We start from the raw sequence: 22,513 nt of genomic DNA, 5'->3' as shown, positions 1-22,513 counted from the left end.
CCGACGACTGCATTCGGCATTGGGCTATACGAGTCCGATGGAATATGAAGAACGCTGGCATGCGAGCCAATATAAGGTCGCTGCCTGAACCCGAGGCTAAGGACTACGAGAAACGGGGGCAATATCAACCTTGCACAGACGAGTCAGGTCCGGGCCTGTTTGGCTGCTGCTGGGTGCCCGCGATGACCCGCACGACCATGCCCAAATTTCCTGGTGTCACGATGTCGATGGCTGCGCGATCACCCAGGTCCGGATGTGGGCGGGTCAGCATCCGGTACAGGTCCCACGGATCCGCATGCGGGCACTGGTTCATGAGCACCTGTGCCAGCTTGTGCTTGAGGGGTACCAGCTGCCAGTCGGGCACGCGTTGCCCGCGGTTGCCCAAGCTGATAGACAGCAGCTTGCCCGCCTTCAGCTCGCGGTTGATCTGGTCCTTGGACTTCCCGGCCAACTTGCCGAACAGCGGGACCGGCAGACTGCTCGGCGATTCGTAGATGGCCAGCATTTCCTCGCGCTCGCGCTGGATGACTGACACCTCCGGCTCTGGCGCATGCGTCGGGGGCGGTGGTACCTGCGACAGTCGCTGGAATGTGATTCCCCCGTCGTTTGGCGTCACGACGATGGGTTCGGCCACCACAGGCGGAAGGGATGCCGCAGAAGCAGCAGCGACGATGGTGTTGGGCTTGTCCTCCTCTGCCATGGCCGGCACGCCCTCGATATGGATCGTGAGGTGCGCGCTGGCCGCTTCCACTTGGCCCTGTTCGAGCAGATCGAGACGATCCGCCCAGTCCTGCATCATCCGGCGGCGCGGCTCAACATACTTGGCGTGGTTGTAGGCCGAACTCACCTTGTTCGGGTCCGAGTGCGAAAGCTGCGCGTCCACCCAAATCTTGGGATAGCCGATCTCGTTGAGCGCCGTCGAGATGGTTCCGCGGATGCCGTGACCGGTCAGTTGATCCTCGTAGCCCATTCGTTTCAAGGCCGCGTTGAGGGTGTTCTCGCTGATGCGCTTCTTGAGTTCGCTGCGGTGCGTGAGCAGATGGACCTGGGCCGGCCTCATCACACCCAACAGGTAGCGCACGATCTCGATGGCCTGCACGGACAACGGCACGATGTAGGGCGGAACGTCCTGCGGGCGCTTGCCGGCCTTGCGCATCTCGTCCTGGAGTTGCTTGACGATCTGCGGCGGGATGATCCACAGGCCACGGTCGAGATCGAACTGGTCCGGGGTCGCCAGCCGCAGCTCGCCGGTACGCACGCCGGTCAGGAACAGCAGCCGGATGCCGAGTTGGGTCTGCCAACCACGAGGGTTGTAGAGCCTGAGCTTGTGCAGGAACTCGGGGAGCTCCGGAAGATGCAGGTAGGGGTTGTGGTTCACCGGGGGCTTGGGCTCGGCCACCACGTCCAGGTCGGAGGCCGGATTGGCTTCCAGCCCCTCCACGATGACGAGGGCATAGCGGAACAACTGCCCCAGCCAGGTGCGGACCTTCTCGGCAGTGGTGAACGCCTTGCGCTCCTCGATCCTCGCCAGGACGCCCAGGAGTTGGGGCCGGCGAATGTCGTAGATCGACATCTGCTTGAGGCTAGGCAGCACGTCCTTGTTGAAGATCCGCAGGATCTGCGACAGCGTGCTGTTCCTGCCCTCCTTGATTTCCTTGCGGCGATGCTCGACCCACGCATCGAAGACGGCCTTGAAGGTGTAGTCGGCCGCAAGCTTGACCGCGTGTCGCTTCTGTTTCCGATCGGTATGGGGGTTGACGCCCTTTGCCAGAAGCGCCCGGGCTTCGTCGCGCAAGGTGCGCGCTTCGCGCAAACCGATCTCGGGGTAGTTCCCCAGGGAGATGCGCTTTTGCTTGCCGAGCCAGTAATAGCGCAAATGCCACGACTTGCCGCCGGTGCGGGCGACCACCAGGCCGAGGCCATCGGTGTCGGGGATGCTGTAGGTTTTCTCGGCGGCCTTGGCTTGCCGCACGGTCAGATCAGAGAGTGTCATCATCAAGCTCCTAAGTCTTGGACTTAGGCCCGATGCTGCTTGTCATCCCGATCCAACCCCAGCAACAACCCGGAACCGGCACGACCCGCATTCTTTGGCCTTGTTTTTGGCCTCAAAAATGGTGGCTGTCAGTGGATTCCCATGGCTTTCGCTGGAATGAAAAAAGGAGCCGAAGCTCCTCTTTTCAATGACTTACAGACGTCAGTGGAAGTCTGTAGATCATAAACTGGAGCGGGAAACGAGTCTCGAACTCGCGACCTCAACCTTGGCAAGGTTGCGCTCTACCAACTGAGCTATTCCCGCGTTTGGTGCATTGTTGTGCACTTGGTAAGCAAAAGATTATATCCTGCTTTTTCGACTGCTGCAAATCAACTGTTTGTTGAATCTGCTGCCGTCTTTTCTTTCCCGTCTCCGAGAAGGAACGAAATATTAGCATAGTTTTTTCATGGCTGCATCGGGCGACATGTTTTTTATGGCCGCATTGCTTCAGCGCCGTTTGATCGATGTCCGTGCGCCTCGCTTGGCCCGGCATCGGCATGAACGCTCGTCGTTTATCATCGTGCTTTCCACTCATTCCGCATTCGAAATCGACGTGCTGTCTCTTACCTCCGACGAAGATCTGGCCTCTTTCAACACCATGGGCTTGCCCAGCCGGGCGGCGGCGCTTGTGCGGTACAGCGATGCGGCGCAATTGCAGGAACTGACCGAGACGGCGCATGGCCATGGCAGGGTCTTTGTCCTGGGCGGGGGCAGCAATGTCATTCTCGAGCCGCGGCTTTCAGGCCTCGTGATCAAGGTTGAGGCCAGGGGCACGCGGTTGTTGTCGGAAGAGGGTGAAGAGGTGGTGGTCGAGGCGCAGGCGGGCGAGAACTGGCATGGCTTCGTCTCGCACTGCGTCGACCAGGGCTGGCACGGGCTGGAGAACCTGGCCCTGATCCCGGGCACGGTGGGGGCGGCGCCGGTGCAGAATATCGGCGCCTACGGCGTGGAGCTGGATCAGCGCTTTCACAGCTTGCTGGCCTGGGATCTGCGTCGCGGGCGCATGGTGGAGATGGGGGCGGCGGATTGCGGCTTTGCCTATCGCGACAGCGTGTTCAAGCGTTCGGAAGCCGGCACATGGATCATCGTGGCGCTGAGGTTGCGGTTGTCTCGGCAGTGGCGGCCGGTGCTCGATTACCCGGCACTGGCGGGACACGAGTCGCTCAAACAGTCGGCCATGCCCACTGCAAGGCAGGTGTTCGAGGCGGTATGCAACATCCGCCGCAGCAAGCTGCCCGATCCGGCAGTGCTGGGCAATGCGGGCAGCTTTTTCAAGAATCCCATCGTCGATGCACCGGTCTATGAACGCATCCACTCGGCCTATCCGGACGCGGTCGCCTATCCGCAGGGGAATGGAAGCTACAAGCTTGCGGCGGGGTGGCTGATCGACCGCGCCGGATGGAAGGGCCGGCGCCTGGGCCCCGCCGGCGTGCATGACCGGCAGGCGCTGGTGCTGGTCAACCATGGCGGCGCCACGGCCGACGACATCCAGCGCCTGGCCGAGGCGGTGAAGGCGGATGTGGAAAGGCGGTTTGGGGTGGTGCTGGAGCAGGAGCCCGTCCAGGTATCCTGACACGGCGCGCACCTTTGTCGCCGCGGTGGCGGCAGCCTGCACAATGCTTGTTTGTCAGGACATGAGAGCAAGAGTGATGTCGCGGCAGCGAGGGCGCATCACGGCGAGCGGCAAGGCTGAATGTCGCCGTATCGATGTGGGCGGACACTGATGATTGCGCGAGGCGCTGCTGCCGGCCGCCACGCGCATGCTACTCAGGTGGACAATACATCCTGCATGTCGAACAGGCCGAATTCCTTGCGGGCCAGGTAGCGGGCGGCTCGCAGGCTGCCTTGCGCGTAGGTGGCCCGGCTGCTGGAGCGGTGGGTGATCTCGATGCGCTCGCCGTCGCCGCAGAAATACACCGTATGGTCGCCCACGATGTCGCCGCCGCGCACCACCGAGAAGCCGATGCGTCCGTTCTGGCGCGCGCCGGTGTGGCCGTGGCGGGCCCAGTCGGCGATGTCGTCCAGCTTGCGGCCCCAGGCGTTGGCCACGGTTTCGCCCATGGCCAGGGCGGTGCCGGAAGGGGCGTCGACCTTGTTGCGGTGGTGGGCCTCGAACACTTCGACGTCGTAGCCGCTGTTGAGCAGCTTGGCCGCCACGTCGAGCAGCTTGAGGGTGGCATTGACGCCGACGCTCATGTTGGGCGCGAAAACGATGGCGATCTTCTGGCTGGCGGCGTGGATGGCCTGTTTGCCCGATTCGTCGAAGCCGGTGGTGCCGATGACGCATTTGACGCCCAGGCCGGCGCAGACCTGCAAGTGGTTCAGCGTGCCTTCGGGACGGGTGAAGTCGATGAGGCAGTCGGCGTTCTTGAGCGCTTCCAGGTCGTCGGTGATCAGGACCCCGGTTTCACGGCCCAGGAACGCACCGGCGTCCTGACCGAGGCAGGGGGAACCGGCGCGATCCAGCGCCACGGTAAGCGTCAAGTCGTCGGTGCCGAGAACGGCTTCGATCAGTATGCGGCCCATGCGGCCGTCGGCGCCTGCTATGGCTATGCGCATGGTCGGTCCTTAGCGTAACGGTTGAGGGGCGGGCTGATTGGGTGTGGCGCCCGGCTGGGGGGCGGCAGGCGCATCCAGCCCTATGGGCACCGCGCGCTCTTCCTGCTGGGGCGCCTGGCCGTCCTGGCCGCCCTCGACGGACGGCGCCGCGCCGGGCCGGGGGTCGACCCCGTGCCGGACGGGCGCGTCGGGATCGGGCGTCTGGAAGGGCTGGTAGTTGGGTTGATCGTCGCCTTCCCAGCGCACGAGCTGGTCGTTTTCGAACCAGACGGTGAAGCGGCGTTCTTGGGCGTTTCCGTAGCCGGGTTTGTTATAGTAGGGATAGTCCCAGCGGTTGGCATGGAAGATGTCTTGCAGCGTAGGCGTACCCAGGACGTAACGCACTTGTTCGCGCGTCATGCCTTGTTCGAGGCGAGCCACCTGTTCAGCCGTAACCCAGTTGCCCTGCTGGACATCCGCGCGGTAGGGGAAGCCCCACTTGGTGCTGCCGCAGGCAGACAAGGCTACGGCAAGAACGCATACAGCCACGCTGTTGCGCAAGATTGAAGCCAATGGTTTTGCAGTCGTCAGCACAAAGCGCCCCTGTTATTCCAAGTCGAATAAAACCGTTATCATAAAGGCATAACAACAAACGCGTCACAGCGTCCGTCCGAGCCAGGCGCCCTCGCGGGCCAAGGCCTGGTCATCCTTCATTTTCTGCCAGAGCTATTTTATCTATGAACGACCAGAATGAATTGAAGAATATGGGTTTGAAGGCGACCTTCCCGCGCCTGAAGATCCTGGATATTTTTCGTAAAGCCGATCACCGGCACCAAAGCGCAGAAGACGTTTATCGTGCCCTCATCAACGAAGACGTGGACATCGGCCTGGCGACCGTCTACCGGGTGCTGACGCAGTTCGAGCAGGCCGGCATACTGGTGCGCAGCCAGTTCGACGGCGGCAAGGCCGTATTCGAGCTGAACGACGGCGATCACCACGATCACCTCATCTGCACCAATTGCGGCAAGGTGGTCGAGTTCTCCGACCACGACATCGAGAAGCGCCAGCACAAAATCGCCAAGGACCAAGGTTTTGTGCTCGAAAGCCACACCATGCTGCTGTACGGCATCTGCCCCGACTGCAGCCCCAAAGGCAAGGCCGCGTAAAACCATATACGGGCGGCAAGGGCCGTTGGGCGGCCCGCGTCGTCCCCGGGTATCCACCCAAAATAGTGCTGGCCCCCGAAAGCCGGACGTGAGTCCGGCCTTCGGGGGCTTTTGCATGGCCCAGCGCGAGCGTGCTATTTGCGCACCGGCGTATGTACGATCTTCGCGGCAGGGCTGCGGCGGCCTGGCGCCTGCTACGAGGCGAGCATTTCGCGGGCGTGCTTGCGGGTGGTGTCGGTGATTTTGAGCCCGCCCAGCATGCGGGCTATTTCGTCTATGCGACCGTCGGCGCCCAGCAGCTGTATCTGCGACAGGGTGGCCCCTTTCTGGGTGGCTTTGCTGACTTCGTAGTGGTGGTCGCCGCAGGCCGCCACCTGCGGCAGGTGGGTGACGCACAGCACCTGATGGCGTGCGCCCAGTTCGCGCAGCAGCCGGCCCACGACCTCGGCGACGGCGCCCCCCACGCCGGTATCCACCTCGTCGAAGATGAGGGTGGGCACGCGCGCCGCCTGGCTGGCGATGACCGATAGCGCCAGCGAAAGGCGGGCCAGTTCGCCGCCCGACGCCACTTTGGCCAAGGGACGGGGGGTGACGCCGCCATGCCCGGCGACCAGGAACTCGATGGTTTCGTTGCCCTGGGCCGATGGCGCGGAGGGCTGGAGCGCGACGTCGAAGCGCCCGCCCTGCATGGCCAGGGTCTGCATGGCTTCCGTGACTTGGGTCGACAGTTTTTTGGCGGCTTTCTTCCGGGCGGCGCTGAGTTGCTTGGCGAACTCGTGGTAGCGGGCCTGGGCTTGACGCGCCTGCTCGGTCAGGGCGTCGAGGTCGCCGGCGACGTTGGTCTCGGCCAGCTGGGCCTTCAGGTCTTGCAGCAGCTGGGGCAGGGCTTCGGGCTCGACCTTGAACTGGCGCGCGGCCTCGAATAGCGCCGAGAGCCTGCGTTCGGCCTGGGCGAGCGCGTCAGGGTCGAGTTCGAGGCGGTCGAGATAGCTGTTGAGGTCGGAGGCGGCCTCGCCGGCGGCGATGCGTGCCGACTCGAGCGCATCGCAGATGCCCTGCAGATGGGTGTCGTGACGCAGCAGGGGCTGTAGCTGGTGCAGGGCGGCGCTTATAAAGTGCTGCACCGAGGCCTCGTCGTTGTCGAGCGCCGCCAGGGCCTGGGTGGCGCCTTCGAGCAGCGCCTGGGCATGCGCCAGCCTGTTGTGGCTGGCGCTGAGCGTTTCCCATTCGTCCTTGCCCATATCCAGGCGCTGGAGCTCGCCGATCTGCCACTCGAGGCGGTCGCGCTCTTGTTGCAGCGCTTCTTGATTGCCGCGGGCCTTGAGCAGGATTTTTTCGGCCTGCTGCCATTGTTGCCACGCCTGTTGGGTGTCGCGCGCCAGCTGTTGATGGCCGCCCTGGGCGTCGAGCATGTCGCGCTGGCTGGCGGGCCGGGCCAGGCTTTGATGGGCGTGCTGACCGTGAATGTCGACCAGGGCTTCGCCCAGCTGCCGCAGTTGCGCCAGCGTGGCGGGAACGCCGTTGATATAGGCGCGGCTGCGCGCCTGTTTGTCGATGACCCGGCGCAGCACCAGGGCGTCGTCGGGGTCGAAGTCCTGGTCCGCCAGGGACTGGCGCAGCTCGGGCGGCACATCGAAGACGGCGCTGATGTCGGTGCGGCTGGCCCCTTCGCGGATGGCCGCGGCGTCGCCGCGCGCGCCCAGGGCGAGGGAGAGGGCGTCGATGAGAATGGATTTGCCCGCCCCGGTTTCGCCCGAAAACACCGTGAAGCCCGACTCGAATTGGATCTCGGCCTGATCGACGATGACGAAGTCGTGGATATGGAGGCTGCGCAGCATGGGTTACTCGATTTCGTCGGTGAGCTGGGGCATGCGGTTCCAGTGCAGCTTGCGCCGCAGCGTGGAGAAAAAATTGTAGCCCGCGGGGTGGACGAACTGCAGGGTGTGGCTGGCGCGGCGCACGTCGATGCGGTCGCCGGGCTGGCAGTCGGACCAGCTTTGCATGTCGAAGTGCACGCTGGCGCCCGACTCGACCCGGCCCAGGGCGGTGATGGTCATGCTGAGCAGCCCGCTGTCGGGTATGACGATGGGGCGGTTGGACAATGTCTGCGGGGCGACGGGCACCAGCACGATGGACTTGAGCTGGGGGTGCAGGATGGGCCCGTTGGCCGACAGGGCGTAGGCGGTGGAGCCGGTGGGCGTGGAAATGATGAGGCCGTCGGCCCGCTGGCTGTACATGAAGCTGCCGTCGAGCTCGATGCGCAGTTCGATCATGCCGCCTCGGCCGGCGCGGTTGATGACCACGTCGTTCAGAGCCAGGCCCGAAAACATGATTTCGTCGCCTCGCACGACCCGGCCTTCGAGGAGTATGCGTTCTTCGATGTCGAAGTTGCCCCGGATGACGCTGGTGAGCGCGCTGGTGGCGTCCTGCAGGGGAATGTCGGTGATGAAGCCCAGCCGGCCGTGGTTGATACCGATGAGGGGAACTTTGTAGGGGGCCAGCAGGCGGCCCGCGCCCAGCATGGTGCCGTCGCCGCCCATGATGACAGCCAGGTCGGCCGTTTCGCCGATTTGATCGTAGGTGGCGATGGGCTGGTCGGTGACGCCGGTATTGTGTGCGGTTTCGGCTTCGATCAGGACGTTGCAGCCGGCGGCGCGCAGGGTGCCGCTGAGTTCGCGCAAAGGCCCGTCCAGCCCGCTGTCCTGGTACCTGCCGATGAGCGCAACGGTTTTAAAATGCATGGGCGAAGCCTTGTTATGTGCAATATTGGAATTATGCCGAAAGTGGTTGGGCAACTGTTAGGTTTAAGATAGAGTCTATCTATTGAACCACTGAGATAGATCGATTATAAGTTCCCGATGTGGCGGTGGCTGCGTGTGGAAAACACGTACGAACCCAAGCGCATACTATATGTCTATGGATGATCGAGCCAAAGCGCTGTTGAAGGCGTTGATTGAACGTTATATAGCCGACGGGCAGCCGGTGGGTTCGCGCACCTTGTCGAAGATGTTCGACCTGTCGCCGGCCACCATCCGAAACGTCATGGCCGACCTCGAAGAGCTGGGCCTGATACATAGCCCGCACACATCGGCCGGAAGGGTGCCCACTCCGCGCGGCTACCGCATGTTCGTCGACCGGCTGTTGGCCGTGCAGCGCTTCGAAGTGCTGCAGCCCAGCCAGATCCTCGAGATGCTGCCCGCCGCCGAACCCAGCCGCGCGGTCAATGCGGCGGCGGCCCTGCTGTCCAATCTCAGCCAGTTCGCCGGCGTGGTGCTGGCGCCCAAGCGCGCGCAAGTGTTCCGCCAGATCGAATTCATCCGGCTGTCCGAAAGAAGGGTGCTGCTCATCATCGTCACGCCCGACGGCGACGTGCAGAACCGCATCCTGTTCGTGCAGCGCGACTATCTCGAGCAAGAGCTCCAGGAAGCCAGCAATTTCTTCAACCAGCATTTCGCGGGCATGTCCTTCGACCAAGTGCGGGTCGCCATCGCCGACGAATTGTCCACTTTGCAGGCCGACATCTCCCGCCTGATGCAGGCGGCGGTCGAGGCCGGCACCGCCAAGGACGACACCGACGAGGCGGTCGTCATCTCGGGCGAGAGCAAGCTGCTCGAAGTCTCCGAACTGGCCTCCGACATGGACCGCCTGCGCCGCATGTTCGCCTTGTTCGAGAAAAAGACCGACCTGCTGCAGCTGCTCGACGTCTCCAGCCGCGCGCAGGGGGTCCAGATCTACATCGGCGGCGATTCGCAGCTTGTGCCCATGGAAGACGTGTCGGTCATTACCGCGCCCTACGGCGTCGACGGCAAGGTGGTGGGCACGCTGGGCGTCATCGGGCCCACCCGCATGGCCTACGAGCGCGTCATCCCCATCGTGGACATCACGTCCCGCCTGCTGTCCAACGCGCTCAGCCACAATCAGTCCTAGGGTCCTTCTGCAGCGAAAGGGCGTCCTTTTGGAAAGGGCCGGTCGCTGAAAAAAGGCTATTCTTTCGGCGTTGGCCGATTCCGACGCTTCCGTTTCTTTTTCATGGCTGTATATGTCCGCCGTCCTTCCGCCCCGCTATCTGCCCGAGCCTGCCGACGACCAGGCGTTTTCCGACCATCCGGCGCCCCGCGCGCCGGGGCCGACCGGCGTTCTGCTGATCAATCTCGGTACGCCGGACGCTCCCGATGCGGGCGCCATCAGGCTGTATCTGGCCGAATTTCTCTCCGATCCGCGGGTCATCGAACTGCCCCAGGTGCTGTGGCAACCCATACTCAGGGGGGCGATCCTGCCGCTGCGGCCCCGCAAGCTGGCGCCTCGCTATCGCGAGATCTGGCATGAGCGGGGCTCGCCTTTGCTGGTCTGGAGCCTGGCGCAGGGCGAAGCCGTCGGCGAGGCGCTGAAGGCCCGGGGCGCACGCGTGTGTGTCGAGGTGGCCATGCGCTATGGCCGTCCGGCGCTGCCCGAGGCGATCGAAAAGCTGCGCAGCCAGGGCTGTGAACGCATCCTGGCCGTGCCGATGTACCCGCAATACGCCGCCTCCACCACGGCGACGGCCGTCGATGCCGTCGCGCAGCATGCGGCCCGGCTGCGCAACCAGCCCGAACTGCGCTTCATCAAGCGTTTTCATGACCAGCCCGAATACATCGATGCGCTGGCGGCCCAGGTCGAGCGCCACTGGGAGGCGCACGGGCTGCCGCAAAAACTGCTGCTCAGCTTTCACGGCCTGCCGCGTGCGGTGATAGAAAAGGGCGACCCATATCGCCGCGACTGCATGGAAACCGCCGGTCTGCTGGCCAAGCGGCTGGGCGAGCGCGGCGCGCTCGTCAGCGTGGCGTTTCAAAGCCGTTTCGGGGCGCAAAAATGGCTGGAGCCCTATACCGAGCCTACTTTGCGCGCCTGGGCGCGCGAGGGCGTCAGGCAGGTGGACGTCATGTGCCCCGGTTTCCTGGCCGACTGCATCGAAACCCTGGAAGAAATCCAGATGCAGTGCCGCGACGCCTTTCTGTCCGAGGGCGGCGAGCGCTTCGGCTTCATCCCCTGCCTGAACGACGACCCGCAATGGGCCCGGGGCTTCGCCGCCATCATCGGCCGTCACCTGCAGGGCTGGGGCGACCTGCCTTAGGGTAAAACCGCTCCAGGGCCTTGAAATGCAGGCCGGCGACCCCATGTTGATGGGATCGCCCATACAGCAATTGGAGAACCGTTTATGTCGGCAACGAATCAACCCCTTGATCCCAATGAAGAAAATCAATCCGTTGATGCGTCCGGTCAGCCCGAAGAAAACACCGGCGAGCAGCAGCCCGCGCCTGAAGAAAACCTGGCCGAGCTGCTCGAGCAGGCCCAGGCCCAGGTCGCGCAGTACTACGACGAACTGCTGAGGGCCAAGGCGGAAGCCGAGAATGTGCGCCGCCGCGCCCAGGATGACGTGGCCAAGGCGCGCAAGTTCGGCACCGAATCGTTCGCCGAAAGCCTGGTGCCGGTACGCGACAGCCTGGAAGCCGCCCTCGCGGCCACCGACCAGACGCCGGAGTCGTGGCGTGAAGGGGTGGAAGTGACGCTGCGCCAGTTGACCGCCGCATTCGAGCGCAACCAGCTCAAGGAAGTATCGCCCGAGCCGGGCGAAAAATTCGATCCCAACGTGCACCAGGCCATTTCCACCGTGCCCTCCGAGTTTCCCGAGGGCTGCGTGGTGCAGCGCCTGCAGAAGGGCTACACCATTGCCGAGCGGGTGCTGCGCCCAGCGCTCGTTACCGTATCTTCGGGCCAGGCGGCCTGAGACGGCGGGGCGCGTTCCGGACGGCGCCGCTTGCGCGGCTTGAAAACCGGGCGAACCGCCCCAATATTGAAATCATCCCGAGTTTCAACATTCCAGATTCCATTTTCAGGGTTATAGATTATGAGCAAAATCATTGGCATCGACCTTGGCACAACCAATAGTTGTGTCGCCGTGCTCGACGGCGGCAAGGTCCGCATCATCGAGAACGCCGAGGGCACGCGCACTACCCCCTCCATCGTGGCCTACCTGCAAGACGGAGAAGTCCTCGTCGGCGCCGCGGCCAAGCGTCAGGCCGTCACCAATCCGACCAACACCTTGTATGCCGTCAAGCGCCTCATCGGCCGCAAGTTCGATGAAAAGGCCGTGCAGAAAGACATCGATCTCATGCCTTACAAGATCATCAAGGCCGAGAACGGCGACGCCTGGGTCGAGGCCCAGGGCAAGAAGCTCGCGCCGCCCCAGGTGTCGGCCGACGTGCTCCGCAAGATGAAGAAGACCGCCGAAGACTATCTGGGCGAAGAAGTGACCGAGGCCGTCATCACCGTGCCCGCCTACTTCAACGACAGCCAGCGCCAGGCCACCAAGGACGCCGGCCGCATCGCGGGCCTGGACGTCAAGCGCATCATCAACGAGCCCACCGCCGCGGCGCTGGCTTTCGGCATGGACAAGGCCGAGAAAGGCGACCGCAAGATCGCGGTGTATGACCTGGGCGGCGGCACGTTCGACATCTCCATCATCGAAATCGCCGACGTCGACGGCGAGAAGCAGTTCGAAGTGCTCTCGACCAACGGCGACACTTTCTTGGGCGGCGAGGACTTCGACCAGCGCATCATCGACTACATCATCAGCGAATTCCAGAAGGAAAGCGGCGTCGACCTGTCCAAGGACGTCCTGGCGTTGCAGCGCCTGAAGGAATCCGCCGAGAAGGCCAAGATCGAGCTGTCGTCCGCGCAGCAGACCGAGATCAACCTGCCCTACATCACGGCCGACGCCTCCGGTCCCAAGCACCTCAACCTGAAGATCACGCGCGCCAAGCTCGAGGCCCTGGTCGAAGAGCTCATCGGCCGCACGATCGAGCCCTGCCGCACGGCCATCAAGGACGCCGGCATCAAGGCGGGCGAAATCGACGACGTCATCCTGGTGGGCGGCATGACCCGCATGCCCAAGGTGCAGGAAAAGGTCAAGGAGTTCTTCGGCAAAGAGCCGCGCAAGGACGTCAACCCCGACGAGGCGGTTGCCGCCGGCGCCGCGATCCAGGGTTCGGTGCTGTCCGGCGACCGCAAGGACGTGCTTCTGCTCGACGTGACTCCGCTGTCGCTGGGTATCGAAACCCTGGGCGGCGTCATGACCAAGATGATCCAGAAGAACACCACCATCCCGACGCGTTTCTCGCAAGTGTTCTCCACGGCCGACGACAACCAGCCCGCGGTCACCATCAAGGTGTTCCAGGGCGAGCGCGAAATCGCCGCCGGCAACAAGGCGCTGGGCGAGTTCAACCTCGAGGGCATCCCGCCCGCCGCGCGCGGCACGCCGCAGATCGAAGTCACGTTCGACATCGACGCCAACGGCATCCTGCACGTGTCCGCCAAGGACAAGGGCACGGGCAAGGAAAACAAGATCACCATCAAGGCGAACTCCGGCCTCACCGAGGACGAAATCGAGCGCATGGTGAAGGATGCCGAGGCCAACGCCGAGGACGACCACCGCGTCGCCGAGCTGGCCCAGGCCCGCAACCAGGGCGATGCGCTGGTCCACTCCACGCGCAAGTCGCTTGAAGAGTACGGCGACAAGCTCGAAGCGGCCGAGAAGGAAGCCATCGAAAACGCCGTCAAAGAGCTCGAAGAGACGCTCAAAGAGGGCGACAAGGCGACCATCGACGCCAAGGTCGAGGCGCTTGCCGCGGCCTCCCAGAAACTGGGCGAGAAGATGTACGCCGACATGCAGGCTCAGGCTCAGGCCCAGCCGGGCGCCGAAGGCGCCGAGGCCAAGCCCGCCGACGAGGACGTGGTCGATGCCGACTTCAAAGAAGTCAAGCGCGATCAGTAATCGGTCCTAGCCGTTCAAGGCCCGGCCCTCTGGCGCCGGGGCCCGTCGATGCGGGCTCCGGCCGGAGGCCGGGCATTGTTGTTTTTCGATGATAGGCGTCGCGAACGCCACGGATTATGTCAAAACGCGATTATTACGAAGTGCTGGGCGTTGGAAAAAACGCGTCCGACGACGAACTCAAGAAAGCCTACCGCAAGCTGGCGATGAAATATCATCCCGACCGCAATCCCGGCAACAAAGAGGCGGAAGAGCGCTTCAAGGAAGCCAAGGAGGCCTACGAGATACTTGGCGACCAGGAAAAGCGCGCGGCCTATGATCGCTTCGGCCATGCGGGCGTGGATCCGAACGCGGCCGGCGGCATGGGCGGCGCGGGCTTCGCCGACGCCTTCGGCGACATTTTCGGCGAGATCTTCGGCGCGGGCCGGCGCGGCGGCGGGCCGCAAGTGTATCGCGGCGCCGACCTGAAATATGCGCTCGACATCACCCTGGAGCAGGCTGCGGCCGGCTTCGATACCGAGATTCGGGTGCCCAGCTGGGAAAACTGTGAAACCTGCCATGGCTCGGGCGCCAAGCCGGGCACGCAGCCCCAGACCTGCCACACTTGCGGCGGCAGCGGCGCGGTGCGCATGCAGCAGGGCTTTTTCAGCGTGCAGCAGACCTGCCCCACCTGCCATGGCACGGGCAAGGAAATCACCGACCCCTGCACGGCCTGCGACGGCGTGGGCCGCATCCGCAAGAACAAGACCCTGCAGGTCAAGATTCCCGCCGGGATCGACGACGGCATGCGCATCCGCTCGTCGGGCAACGGCGAGCCGGGCGTCAACGGCGGGCCTCCGGGCGACCTGTACGTCGAGATCCACATCAAGCCCCATGCGATCTTCCAGCGCGACGGCGAAGACCTGCACTGCGAGCTCACCATCCCGTTTACCAAAGCGGCCCTGGGCGGCGATATCGAAGTGCCGACGCTGAACGGCAAGGGCGAGATCACCATTCCCGAAGGCACGCAGACCGGCAAGACCTTCCGCCTGCGCGGCAAGGGAGTGCGCGGCGTGCGCTCCAGCTATCCCGGCGACTTGTACTGCCATATCGCGGTCGAGACGCCGGTTCGGCTTACCGACGACCAGAAGAAGCTGCTGCGCCAGTTCGAGGCCTCGCTGTCCCAGGGCGGCGAAAAGCATTCGCCCAAGAGCGAATCCTGGACCGATAGGGTCAAGAACTTCTTCAGTTGAACGATGGACGGCCGGGCCGACATGGCCTGGCAAGGCCAGGCGCGGGCGCCGGGTTTCGACCCGGCGCCCGCGTTTTGCTACGAGCGGCTTCCGCGCGCCAGCAGCATCAGGAAGAAAGGCGCGCCGACCAGGGCGGTCAATACGCCCAGCGGCAGTTCGATGCTGATCACGGTGCGCGCCAAGGTATCGGTGAAGATCAGGAACACGGCGCCCAGCAGGGCCGAGGCGGGCAGCAGGCGCGAGAAATCAGGCCCCACCAACAGGCGCGCCACGTGGGGAATGACCAGCCCGACCCAGCCGATGATGCCGGTGAAGGCGACCGATCCCGACGTCATGAGCGTGGCCGCCGCAATGAACACGACGCGCGTGCGCAAGGTATTGATGCCCAGCGATTGCGCTTCGTCATCGCTGAGGCTGAGCAGGTTCACCCGCCAGCGCATCAGCACCATGGGGACCAGTCCGATGGCGAGGCAGGGCAGAATGTAGGGAATGTCCGCGCGCGTGATGGTGTTCAGTCCGCCCAGCAGCCAGAAGGTGATGGAGGGTAGCTGCGTGTAGGGGTCGGCCAGTATCTTCAGCAGCGATATGCCCGCGCCCAGCAAAGTGCCCACCGCAACGCCCGCCAGCACCAGGACCAGAATGGCATCGTGCCGCCGCACCGACAGGGAGATGAAGTAGACGCAGGCCACCGCCGCCAGCCCGCCCAGGAATGCCATGGCCTGGACCAGAATCATGGACAGCCCCATGAAGATGCCCGCCGTGGCGCCCAGGCCGGCTCCGGCAGATACCCCCAGAATATCCGGCGACACCAGGGGATTGCGGAACATGCCCTGGTAGGTGGCGCCGGCCGCGGCCAGCGATGCGCCCACCAGGGCGCCCGCCACGGCGCGCGGAATGCGCAGGTTCCAGATCACGGCGTCCAGGGTGGCGGCATTGTCGGCCGCCCGGTCCGACAGCCCCATGCCGCGCAGCAGTGTCCACATGATGTCGGACAGCGTCATGGGATACTGGCCCGCCACGATGCCGGTCGCCGCGGCGGCCAGCAGCAGCAGGATCAGGGGCGTCCATACGATGCGTAGACGCAGCGATTGCAGCATCATGGGCCGTGCTGCGCGTTGCGCGCGCTGGCCAGCAGGTCGGCGGGGGCGTCGATACGGTAGAACACGCGAAAGAAATCCACGATGAAGTCGTCGGTTTGCGCTGAAGGCCGGCCGGTGTCGAAAATGTCGATCAGCCAGTTTAACCCCAGCAGGCGGTTGATGCCGGGCGGGACATCGACCCAGCCAAAGGGCAGCATCGGCGTCAGCACGAGACGCTGCTCTTTGACGGCGCGCAACTGTCTCCACAGCGGCGATCGGCGCGCATGCTGAACGAAGGCGGGGGTCTGCGTGAAGATGTAGTCGGGGTCCCAGGCCAGAAGCTGTTCCATCGAGACGCGGCCCACGCCGGTAGACGCCGGCGTGTAGGCCACATTCCGCGCGCCCGCCATGGTAAAGGCCTGATCGTGTATGGAGCCCGCCAGTCCGGTCTCGAGCCCATCGGCCGAGCGGGCCAGGTATACCGAGGGAGGCGTGCCGCGTCCTGATCGCCCGCGTGCCTGTGCGGCCTTGTCCAGGATAGACTGCGCCCGGATCGCAAGAAGCTCGGCGCGCGCCTGGACGCCCAGCATTTCGCCGGCGGCGCGCAGCTGCTCCGGCGAATCTTTCAGATCGCCGGCCATCAATATGTAGCGTATGCCGGTCTGGGCGGCGACCTGCTCGGCGGCGCCGAGGTAATTGTCGTTGACCGTGCCCACATCCAGAATCAGGTCGGGGCGCATGGCGATGAGGCGCTCCCGGCCCATGGTGCTGCCGCGTCCGGACAGCCGGCCGACCATGGGAAGATTGCGCTGTGCGGCAGGCAGCATGGCCAGGGCGGCCGGGCTCAACTGATACGGCCAGCCCAGCATCTTTTCCGGCGCCAGGCAATAGACCAGAATCGAGGCGGGCGGTCCGGCCGCATAAACCCGTTGAGTCGGCTCGCGGCCGGGGCCGGGGCCGAATGCACTGAACAGTTCGCCGGTCGAGGCCAGCGCCCTAGTCGACCAGGCGAGGGGCGCCAGCGCGAACGACTGGAGCAGCCGCCTGCGGTTCATCGACGGCCGTCTTCTGCCGCAGACGCGTTGCGGCGCGTGGCATTGAACCATGTCAGGATCTCGTCGGGGTCGGGTGGAAGTTCAGTCGCCATGCCGCCGGTGAATTCCCGCCAGGCTTCCAGATAAGGCGGCGACACCACCGTCAGCACTGCATAGCCCCGGGTCATCAGTTCGAGCATTTCGGCGCTGAACCCGTCGCCGTCGGCCTCCAGGATGCCGAAGCGGTTCACGACCACTAGGTCGGCTCCGGTCTCGATCGCGCGCCGCAGGACGACGCCCGCCTTGAGCAAGGCTCCGGGATCAAGGCAGCAGGCCTTCGATTCTTTGCCCAGGCTCTGGCCGATGGGATAGACGGTGCCTGCTTCCAGGTCGCGCACGGTGCGCGTGGCGCAATCGTGCGGATCGCTTTGCGGGCCCGGGACCAGCCCGCGCACTACGCGGCCCTGCGATTGCACGCGCTGCACGAACTCGAGCAAGGGTCCGTCGGCGCTGCCCTTGCCTTCGTGCACGATGGCCGCGACGGCGATGGTCTCGTCGGTGTCGTCCATGATTTACTCCAAGTCCAGGTTAGAAACGATACATGGCGTTGGCGAACCAGACGCGTCCGGGCATGGGATAGCCGTCGGCCAGCTCATAGCTGCGATCGGTCAGATTGCGTACGCCGGCCTCCAGAGAGATATCGCTGCGCGGCGTCCAGATGCCCGTGAGCCCCCAGATGCCGAAACCGGCCAGCTTCTTGTAGGGTTCGGCATTACTGTAGCTCACGTAGCGGCCCGATTCGGCCTCGAGCGTACCCAGGACTTCCCACTGTGCATTGGGTTTCCAGCTGACGTGGGCAAAGAGGCGATGGCGCGGCGTATCGGTGAGGCGCACGGATTCGTCGCTGAGGTTCTTGCGGTCCAGGTAGGTATAGGCCAGGCCCGCGCGCCACTGGCGCGTAATTTCTTGCTGCAAGCCGATTTCCAGGCCGCGATGCCTGGCTTTGCCGATGTTCTGCGCCTGGTTGCAGAGCTCGTCGTTGTTGTCGCCGCATTGTGCTTCCGACAGCGGCAGCACTGCATTCTGGATCAGGTTGCGGATATTGCTCTGGAACAGCGTCACCTCGAAGCTTCCGCCCGACCACGGTGCGCCGCGATAGCCCACTTCCATGTGCTGGGCCTTTTCGGGCTGCAGGTCGGGGTTGGGCTGGGCGCTGCCGAAGCGCGCCGAGTAGCGGTCCTTGATGGTCGGGAAGCGGGTCTTGTAAGCCAGGCTGGCAAACAGCTGCGAGCCGGGCGTCAGGTCGTACATGATTTCGGCCAGGCCGTTGGTGGCGTGCGTCTTGCCCGTGGGCCAGAAGTACACCTCGCGCGCCTCGCGCTGCTCGTAGCTGGCGCCCACGCGCATGTGCCAGGAATCGGACAGGTCGATCAGGTCTTCGAAGGCCGCAGATTTGGTGACGTCGCGGTACTTCTGCGTGGGGTTGTCGCTGCCTTCCTCGCTTTCGTTGTGGCGATCGTCCTTGTAGTGCAGGGCCAGGTGCAGCTCGTGATTGCGGAAGGCCCGGCTGACCAGCTCCATCGAGGCGCCGTAGGTTTCATCGTCGTACAGGCTGGGCAGGTTGCGCGCATGAGGCCTGGTGTAGGTGCTGTCGCTGAAGAACTCCAGGCGGTTCTTGTATTTGTCATGGTAGATGCGGAACTTGACCGTGTGCTCCCGGTCGATGTCCGTGCTGCTGATGAAATACAGGCTTTCCTTGTCCCAGTAAGGCCATTGCCAGAAGCGGCTGTTGTTCAGTTCGCCGGTATAGGCCGGATTGCCCTTTTCGCCTTGCTGGTTGACGTAGCCGATGGCGTATTCGTCGGTGGCGTTGGGCGTCAGGCCCAGCTTGACGGAATACTTCTTGTCGCTGCGGTAGGCGTTTTCGCGATACTTGCCGGTGTCGGTGGGTGCGGGCTGGCGGTAGTCATGGAAGCCGCGGCCCAGCGGAAAGCTGTCGGCGTCCAGCCACGAGGCGCCGGCCTGCAGATACCACAGGCCCTGGTTGGTGCCGACGTTCAGCGCCGCCTTGCGTTCGCTGCCCGTGGCGTAGCCGATGCGCACGTCGCCTTCGAATTCCTTCGAAGGTTTGCGCGTGACCAGATTGATGGCGCCGCCCATGATGTTGGGCCCGTACAGCAAAGAGGCCGCGCCCTTGGCGACGCGGATCTGCGACAGGTCGAAGGTGGTGAAGCGGCCGAAATCCACATAGCCGTCGTACGGAACGTACAGGGGAATGCCGTCCAGGAAGACCGGAACCTGGCGTGCGTCGAAGCCGCGCAGATACACCATCTCTTCATTGCGGCTGTTGCGCGAGACGCTGACCCCGGGAAGGGTCTTGACCGCCTCGCCCACCGTATTCAGATCGTAGCGCTCGATTTGAGTGCTGGTCATCACCTGTTCGTCATCCAGCGTGGCCGACTGCGGCCCTTTGACGACGATGCTGCCCAGCCGGAAGACATTGTCCGCCGCCAGCGCGGGCTGCGCAGCCGGCAGGGCGGAATATGCGCCCAGCAGCACCGCGGCAAGCATCGACGCTGGATAGCCCGCGTTCTTCTTCTGATTCATGGTTCTCCCTCAACCGTTATGTTTAATTGTATATAGCGAAAGGTAAAAAATCGGGCCGAGCAAAACCCGCCCCGAAGTGCTGTGTTCAAGGGATGGTCAGGCTGATATCCCCATAGGCCGATGCGCGGTATCGTAACAGAAAATGAGCGCGCTGTATTCGAATGTATATAACCAACGTCCCGGCGCGGGGCCGGGACGTGGTCGGGCTGAGGGAGGGAGTCGGTCTGCGGACCGATGGGCTCAAGAACCGCCGTTATCGTTCTTGTGCCGTTTATCGGCGTCGGCGGCGAGAGCAGCGCTGAAGTTCTCGGGCTTCAGCACCGACCGCATCGCTTCATTGACCTGGTCCGCAGTCAGGGCCGCAAGGGCGTCATCCATATCTTGGGACCATTCGAAAGAGCGGTCCAGCTGCAGATAATTGATCCAGGCCGACGCCAGGACGCCGTCCCGGGTGCGGGCCAGGCGGCGCAGCTTCAGCAGGGCGTCGACGCCGTCCTTGACCTCTTGCTCGGTAAAGCCTTCTTTCAGCACTTTTTCCACTTCGTCCTGAACGGCGGTGCGCAGGCGGTCGCTGTTTTCGGGCGCGAAGATGGCGTAGATGTCCCAGCTGCCCGAGGGCTCGTACGACGAGGCGTCGAATTGGCTGCGCACGTTGTACGACAGGCCGTCCTGCACGCGGACGCGGTTCCACAGGCGCGATGTCTCGGAAGCGCCCAGCAGGTAGTTGGCCAGATACAGCGCCGGAAAGCGTGCGTCGGTGTCCTGGATCTTGATGGGCTGAGATGCAAGATAGAAGGCGTTGGCCTTGTCCGGCGTGTCGATGTCGAAATCTTCCGGAGGAACCGGTTGGAAGGGGTTGTCGACGCGTGCGTAGGCGGGCGCCTTGCGCCAGCCGCTCAGTCCCTTGGCCAACGCGTCGCGCACTGCGTCCGGCTCGAAGGAGCCTACCGCCGAGAAGCGGATGGTGCCGGCGCCATAGAACTCTTCGTGGAAGCGCACCAGATCGGGCCGGCTGATGGAAGCGATGTCCTGAAGGCTTTCTTCGAAGGTGGGCACGTAGCGCACGTCGTCGCGCGGCCAGGGGTTGCCGTGCCGCGAGATGGCCTGGGAAGCCAGCGACATGGGGTCGTCCATGCTGCTTTGTATGGAGGCCGAAGCCTGGCGCTGATACTCGGCCAGCTGTTCGGCCGGAAAGCTGGCGTGGCGCACGACATCGAGCACCGCCTCGATCAGCGCGGGCAGGTTCTCGCCGATGGTGGTCATGTGGACCGAGAGATTTCCGGCGCTGCCATTGAAGCCGACCTCGGCCTGCAAGGCGTCGAAACGGTCCTGGATCTGCTGGCGCGATAGTTCGTCGGTGCCGCGCTCGAGCATGTCGGCGGTGATCTGGGCGACCGAGCGCTTGCCCTTCAGTTTCTCTGCGTCGGCGAACTGCACGAGCAGCGTGGCCTGGACGCGATCGCCGCGCGTGGCCTTGGGCAGCAGCGCCAGCTGGACCGTGCCGTTGGGCAGATCCAGCGGCTCGCGCAAGGTGGCGGCGTCTATCGACGCGGGAGAGGGGTCGAAGGCCTCGACCGATTCGGGGGCGTCCTTGCCGGCGTAGTCCTGCAGCAGGGCGCTCAGGTCGACCGGCTTGGGCAGCGGGGCTCTGACGGGCTTGGCCGTGGGCAGATACATGCCGTCGGTGCGGTTGCTGGGAACGAGGTATTTCTCGGTGGCGGTCTGTACGGAATCGAGCGTCGCATTCTCGACCTGATCGCGCCGCAGGAAGAACAGCCGCCAGTCGCCGGCGCCCGCGGCGTCGGACAAGGCATCGGTCAGGCTGACCGGGTCGGCGTAGATCTGGTTCCAGCCGGTCATCCATTTGTTCTTGATGCGCTTCAGCTGTTCTTCGACGAAAGGCTTGTCCTTCAAGCTGCCAAGCGACTCGTCCAGCGCGTCCAGCGCCTTGCGGGCGTCCATGCCCGGTTCGAGCTGGACGCCGAACAGGGCGTATCCGGGCTGGGCCATGGGGCGGGCAAAGCCGAAGACGCTGGCGCCCAGCTTCTGGGTGACCAGAGTCTGGTACAGACGCCCGGAAGGCGTGTCGCTGAGCATGTCGACGCCCAGATCAAGCAGGGTGAAATCGGGGTCGCCCAGCGCCGGGATATGGAACATCGAGGCCACGAAAGGACTGCCGCCCTGGCGGCGCAGGGTGACCAGGCGCTCGCCGTCCTGGACGGGCTCCACTGTGTATTCGCGCGGCAGCGTGCGCTTGGGCCGGGGGATGTCCTTGAATGCGTCGGCGATGACGTTCAGCACCGCGTCGGTTTCGAACTGCCCCGAGATGATGAGCACGGCGTTGTCGGGCTGGTAGTGCAGCTTGTAGAACTGACGCAGCTGCTCGATGTCGACTTGTTCGACGTCGGAGCGCGCGCCGATGGTGCTTTTGCCGTAGCTGTGCCACTGGAAGGCGGCCGCCTGCATTTTCTGCATCAGGATCTGAAAAGGGTTGTTCTCGCCGCTTTCCATTTCGTTGCGCACCACCGTCATCTCGGCGTCGAGGTCTTCACGCGAGATGGTGGAGTTGATCATCGCATCGGCCTGCCACCGTATGTACCACTCCAGGGTTTCAGGGTCGGCGGCGAAGCTGGCGTAGTAGTTGGTGCGGTCGGTGCTGGTCGAGCCGTTGGCGCGCAACCCGCGGCGCGAGAACTCGGCCAGGGCGTTGGGCAGCGTCGGCGTGCCGCGAAACAGCATGTGCTCGAGCAGGTGAGCCATGCCGGTCTGGCCGTAGTTCTCGTGGCGGGAGCCGACCAGATAGGTCATGTTGACCGTGACGTTGGGCTTGGACGGATCGGGTGTGAGCACCACGCGCAGCCCGTTCGGCAGCGTGTACTGGGTGGTGCCCTCGATGGACGGCCCCTGGGTGATGCCGGCCGGCAATGTGTCGGGCGCCTGTGCCGCAACCGCCGGGACGAAGCCGCCGATCAGCAGCAGGCAGAAGAAAAAGAACCGGGAAAAATAGTGGCCCATATG

17 protein-coding genes and 1 tRNA gene are annotated in these 22,513 nt (G+C 64.1%); 7 read left to right on the top strand and 11 right to left on the bottom strand.

From position 1 onward, the window contains the following. Positions 1–124: 124 nt before the first annotated feature. Both CSC67_RS11850 and CSC67_RS11845 read right to left on the bottom strand, forming a co-directional pair. Positions 125–1,993, bottom strand: coding sequence for a tyrosine-type recombinase/integrase (locus tag CSC67_RS11850; protein ID WP_197488163.1), 1,869 nt, complete (start codon positions 1,991–1,993; stop codon positions 125–127). Positions 1,994–2,220: 227 nt separating this feature from the next. Then, positions 2,221–2,296, bottom strand: a tRNA-Gly gene (locus CSC67_RS11845). Positions 2,297–2,438: 142 nt separating this feature from the next. Between CSC67_RS11845 and murB the strand changes: the two genes are divergently transcribed. After that, positions 2,439–3,605 (top strand): UDP-N-acetylmuramate dehydrogenase, encoded by a 1,167-nt coding sequence (murB, locus tag CSC67_RS11840; protein ID WP_280813348.1) that lies wholly within the window; start codon positions 2,439–2,441, stop codon positions 3,603–3,605. A 194-nt stretch (positions 3,606–3,799) separates the two neighbouring features. Here murB and dapB read toward each other — a convergent pair whose 3' ends face one another. Both dapB and CSC67_RS11830 read right to left on the bottom strand, forming a co-directional pair. Then, positions 3,800–4,591, bottom strand: coding sequence for a 4-hydroxy-tetrahydrodipicolinate reductase (gene dapB / locus CSC67_RS11835; protein WP_118994713.1), 792 nt, complete (start codon positions 4,589–4,591; stop codon positions 3,800–3,802). A gap of 9 nt (positions 4,592–4,600) precedes the next feature. Next, positions 4,601–5,143 carry an outer membrane protein assembly factor BamE gene (locus CSC67_RS11830; RefSeq protein ID WP_118994712.1) on the bottom strand — a complete coding sequence of 181 codons (543 nt, stop codon included), beginning with the start codon at positions 5,141–5,143 and terminating at the stop codon, positions 4,601–4,603. A 164-nt stretch (positions 5,144–5,307) separates the two neighbouring features. Between CSC67_RS11830 and fur the strand changes: the two genes are divergently transcribed. Next, on the top strand, positions 5,308–5,736 hold the full coding sequence (fur, locus tag CSC67_RS11825; RefSeq protein ID WP_017525914.1) for a ferric iron uptake transcriptional regulator: 429 nt from the start codon (positions 5,308–5,310) through the stop codon (positions 5,734–5,736). A gap of 194 nt (positions 5,737–5,930) precedes the next feature. Here the strand turns inward: fur and recN are convergent, their stop codons facing one another. Further along, positions 5,931–7,574 (bottom strand): DNA repair protein RecN, encoded by a 1,644-nt coding sequence (gene recN / locus CSC67_RS11820; protein ID WP_118994711.1) that lies wholly within the window; start codon positions 7,572–7,574, stop codon positions 5,931–5,933. 3 nt (positions 7,575–7,577) lie between these two features. Beyond that, positions 7,578–8,477 (bottom strand): NAD kinase, encoded by a 900-nt coding sequence (locus CSC67_RS11815; protein ID WP_118994710.1) that lies wholly within the window; start codon positions 8,475–8,477, stop codon positions 7,578–7,580. 175 nt (positions 8,478–8,652) lie between these two features. Between CSC67_RS11815 and hrcA the strand changes: the two genes are divergently transcribed. From hrcA to dnaJ, 5 genes are all read left to right on the top strand, one after another. Continuing rightward, positions 8,653–9,663 (top strand): heat-inducible transcriptional repressor HrcA, encoded by a 1,011-nt coding sequence (hrcA, locus tag CSC67_RS11810; RefSeq protein WP_118994709.1) that lies wholly within the window; start codon positions 8,653–8,655, stop codon positions 9,661–9,663. A 112-nt stretch (positions 9,664–9,775) separates the two neighbouring features. Further along, entirely contained in the window at positions 9,776–10,846 is a 1,071-nt protein-coding gene (hemH, locus tag CSC67_RS11805) for a ferrochelatase (RefSeq protein WP_118994746.1), read from the top strand. An 84-nt stretch (positions 10,847–10,930) separates the two neighbouring features. Next, positions 10,931–11,500 (top strand): nucleotide exchange factor GrpE, encoded by a 570-nt coding sequence (gene grpE / locus CSC67_RS11800; RefSeq protein WP_118994708.1) that lies wholly within the window; start codon positions 10,931–10,933, stop codon positions 11,498–11,500. 120 nt (positions 11,501–11,620) lie between these two features. Next, on the top strand, positions 11,621–13,546 hold the full coding sequence (gene dnaK / locus CSC67_RS11795; protein ID WP_118994707.1) for a molecular chaperone DnaK: 1,926 nt from the start codon (positions 11,621–11,623) through the stop codon (positions 13,544–13,546). Positions 13,547–13,662: 116 nt separating this feature from the next. Then, positions 13,663–14,775 (top strand): molecular chaperone DnaJ, encoded by a 1,113-nt coding sequence (gene dnaJ / locus CSC67_RS11790; RefSeq protein ID WP_118994706.1) that lies wholly within the window; start codon positions 13,663–13,665, stop codon positions 14,773–14,775. Positions 14,776–14,852: 77 nt separating this feature from the next. Here dnaJ and CSC67_RS11785 read toward each other — a convergent pair whose 3' ends face one another. The 5 genes from CSC67_RS11785 to CSC67_RS11765 form a co-directional block, all read right to left on the bottom strand. Beyond that, on the bottom strand, positions 14,853–15,875 hold the full coding sequence (locus CSC67_RS11785; RefSeq protein ID WP_118994705.1) for a FecCD family ABC transporter permease: 1,023 nt from the start codon (positions 15,873–15,875) through the stop codon (positions 14,853–14,855). Continuing rightward, a complete protein-coding gene (locus CSC67_RS11780; protein WP_167752866.1) occupies positions 15,872–16,909 on the bottom strand; it encodes an ABC transporter substrate-binding protein in 1,038 nt (345 codons plus the stop codon). Before CSC67_RS11780 ends, CSC67_RS11785 begins: the two co-directional genes overlap by 4 nt. Next, entirely contained in the window at positions 16,906–17,457 is a 552-nt protein-coding gene (locus CSC67_RS11775) for a DUF2478 domain-containing protein (RefSeq protein WP_118994703.1), read from the bottom strand. The genes CSC67_RS11780 and CSC67_RS11775 overlap by 4 nt, the downstream gene beginning before the upstream one ends. Before the next feature lie 19 nt (positions 17,458–17,476). Beyond that, positions 17,477–19,495 (bottom strand): TonB-dependent receptor plug domain-containing protein, encoded by a 2,019-nt coding sequence (locus CSC67_RS11770; RefSeq protein ID WP_118994702.1) that lies wholly within the window; start codon positions 19,493–19,495, stop codon positions 17,477–17,479. A gap of 240 nt (positions 19,496–19,735) precedes the next feature. After that, entirely contained in the window at positions 19,736–22,510 is a 2,775-nt protein-coding gene (locus tag CSC67_RS11765; protein WP_118994701.1) for a M16 family metallopeptidase, read from the bottom strand. Positions 22,511–22,513: the final 3 nt, after the last annotated feature.

This window comes from Pusillimonas caeni (assembly GCF_003545815.1).
Lineage (GTDB): Bacteria > Pseudomonadota > Gammaproteobacteria > Burkholderiales > Burkholderiaceae_B > Pusillimonas > Pusillimonas caeni.
Note: the sequence above shows the minus strand (reverse complement) of the source record. Positions and strands in the feature narration are given on the sequence as shown.

Coding starts and splice junctions, on each gene's coding strand:
- CSC67_RS11775 (WP_118994703.1), bottom strand. CDS start 17,457: ATGGACGACACCGACGAGACCATCGCCGTCGCGGCCATCGTGCACGAA.
- CSC67_RS11780 (WP_167752866.1), bottom strand. CDS start 16,909: ATGAACCGCAGGCGGCTGCTCCAGTCGTTCGCGCTGGCGCCCCTCGCC.
- dnaJ (WP_118994706.1), top strand. CDS start 13,663: ATGTCAAAACGCGATTATTACGAAGTGCTGGGCGTTGGAAAAAACGCG.
- CSC67_RS11785 (WP_118994705.1), bottom strand. CDS start 15,875: ATGATGCTGCAATCGCTGCGTCTACGCATCGTATGGACGCCCCTGATC.
- CSC67_RS11850 (WP_197488163.1), bottom strand. CDS start 1,993: ATGACACTCTCTGATCTGACCGTGCGGCAAGCCAAGGCCGCCGAGAAA.
- murB (WP_280813348.1), top strand. CDS start 2,439: ATGGCTGCATCGGGCGACATGTTTTTTATGGCCGCATTGCTTCAGCGC.
- hrcA (WP_118994709.1), top strand. CDS start 8,653: ATGGATGATCGAGCCAAAGCGCTGTTGAAGGCGTTGATTGAACGTTAT.
- grpE (WP_118994708.1), top strand. CDS start 10,931: ATGTCGGCAACGAATCAACCCCTTGATCCCAATGAAGAAAATCAATCC.
- CSC67_RS11765 (WP_118994701.1), bottom strand. CDS start 22,510: ATGGGCCACTATTTTTCCCGGTTCTTTTTCTTCTGCCTGCTGCTGATC.
- CSC67_RS11770 (WP_118994702.1), bottom strand. CDS start 19,495: ATGAATCAGAAGAAGAACGCGGGCTATCCAGCGTCGATGCTTGCCGCG.
- CSC67_RS11815 (WP_118994710.1), bottom strand. CDS start 8,477: ATGCATTTTAAAACCGTTGCGCTCATCGGCAGGTACCAGGACAGCGGG.
- dnaK (WP_118994707.1), top strand. CDS start 11,621: ATGAGCAAAATCATTGGCATCGACCTTGGCACAACCAATAGTTGTGTC.
- dapB (WP_118994713.1), bottom strand. CDS start 4,591: ATGCGCATAGCCATAGCAGGCGCCGACGGCCGCATGGGCCGCATACTG.
- recN (WP_118994711.1), bottom strand. CDS start 7,574: ATGCTGCGCAGCCTCCATATCCACGACTTCGTCATCGTCGATCAGGCC.
- hemH (WP_118994746.1), top strand. CDS start 9,776: ATGTCCGCCGTCCTTCCGCCCCGCTATCTGCCCGAGCCTGCCGACGAC.
- fur (WP_017525914.1), top strand. CDS start 5,308: ATGAACGACCAGAATGAATTGAAGAATATGGGTTTGAAGGCGACCTTC.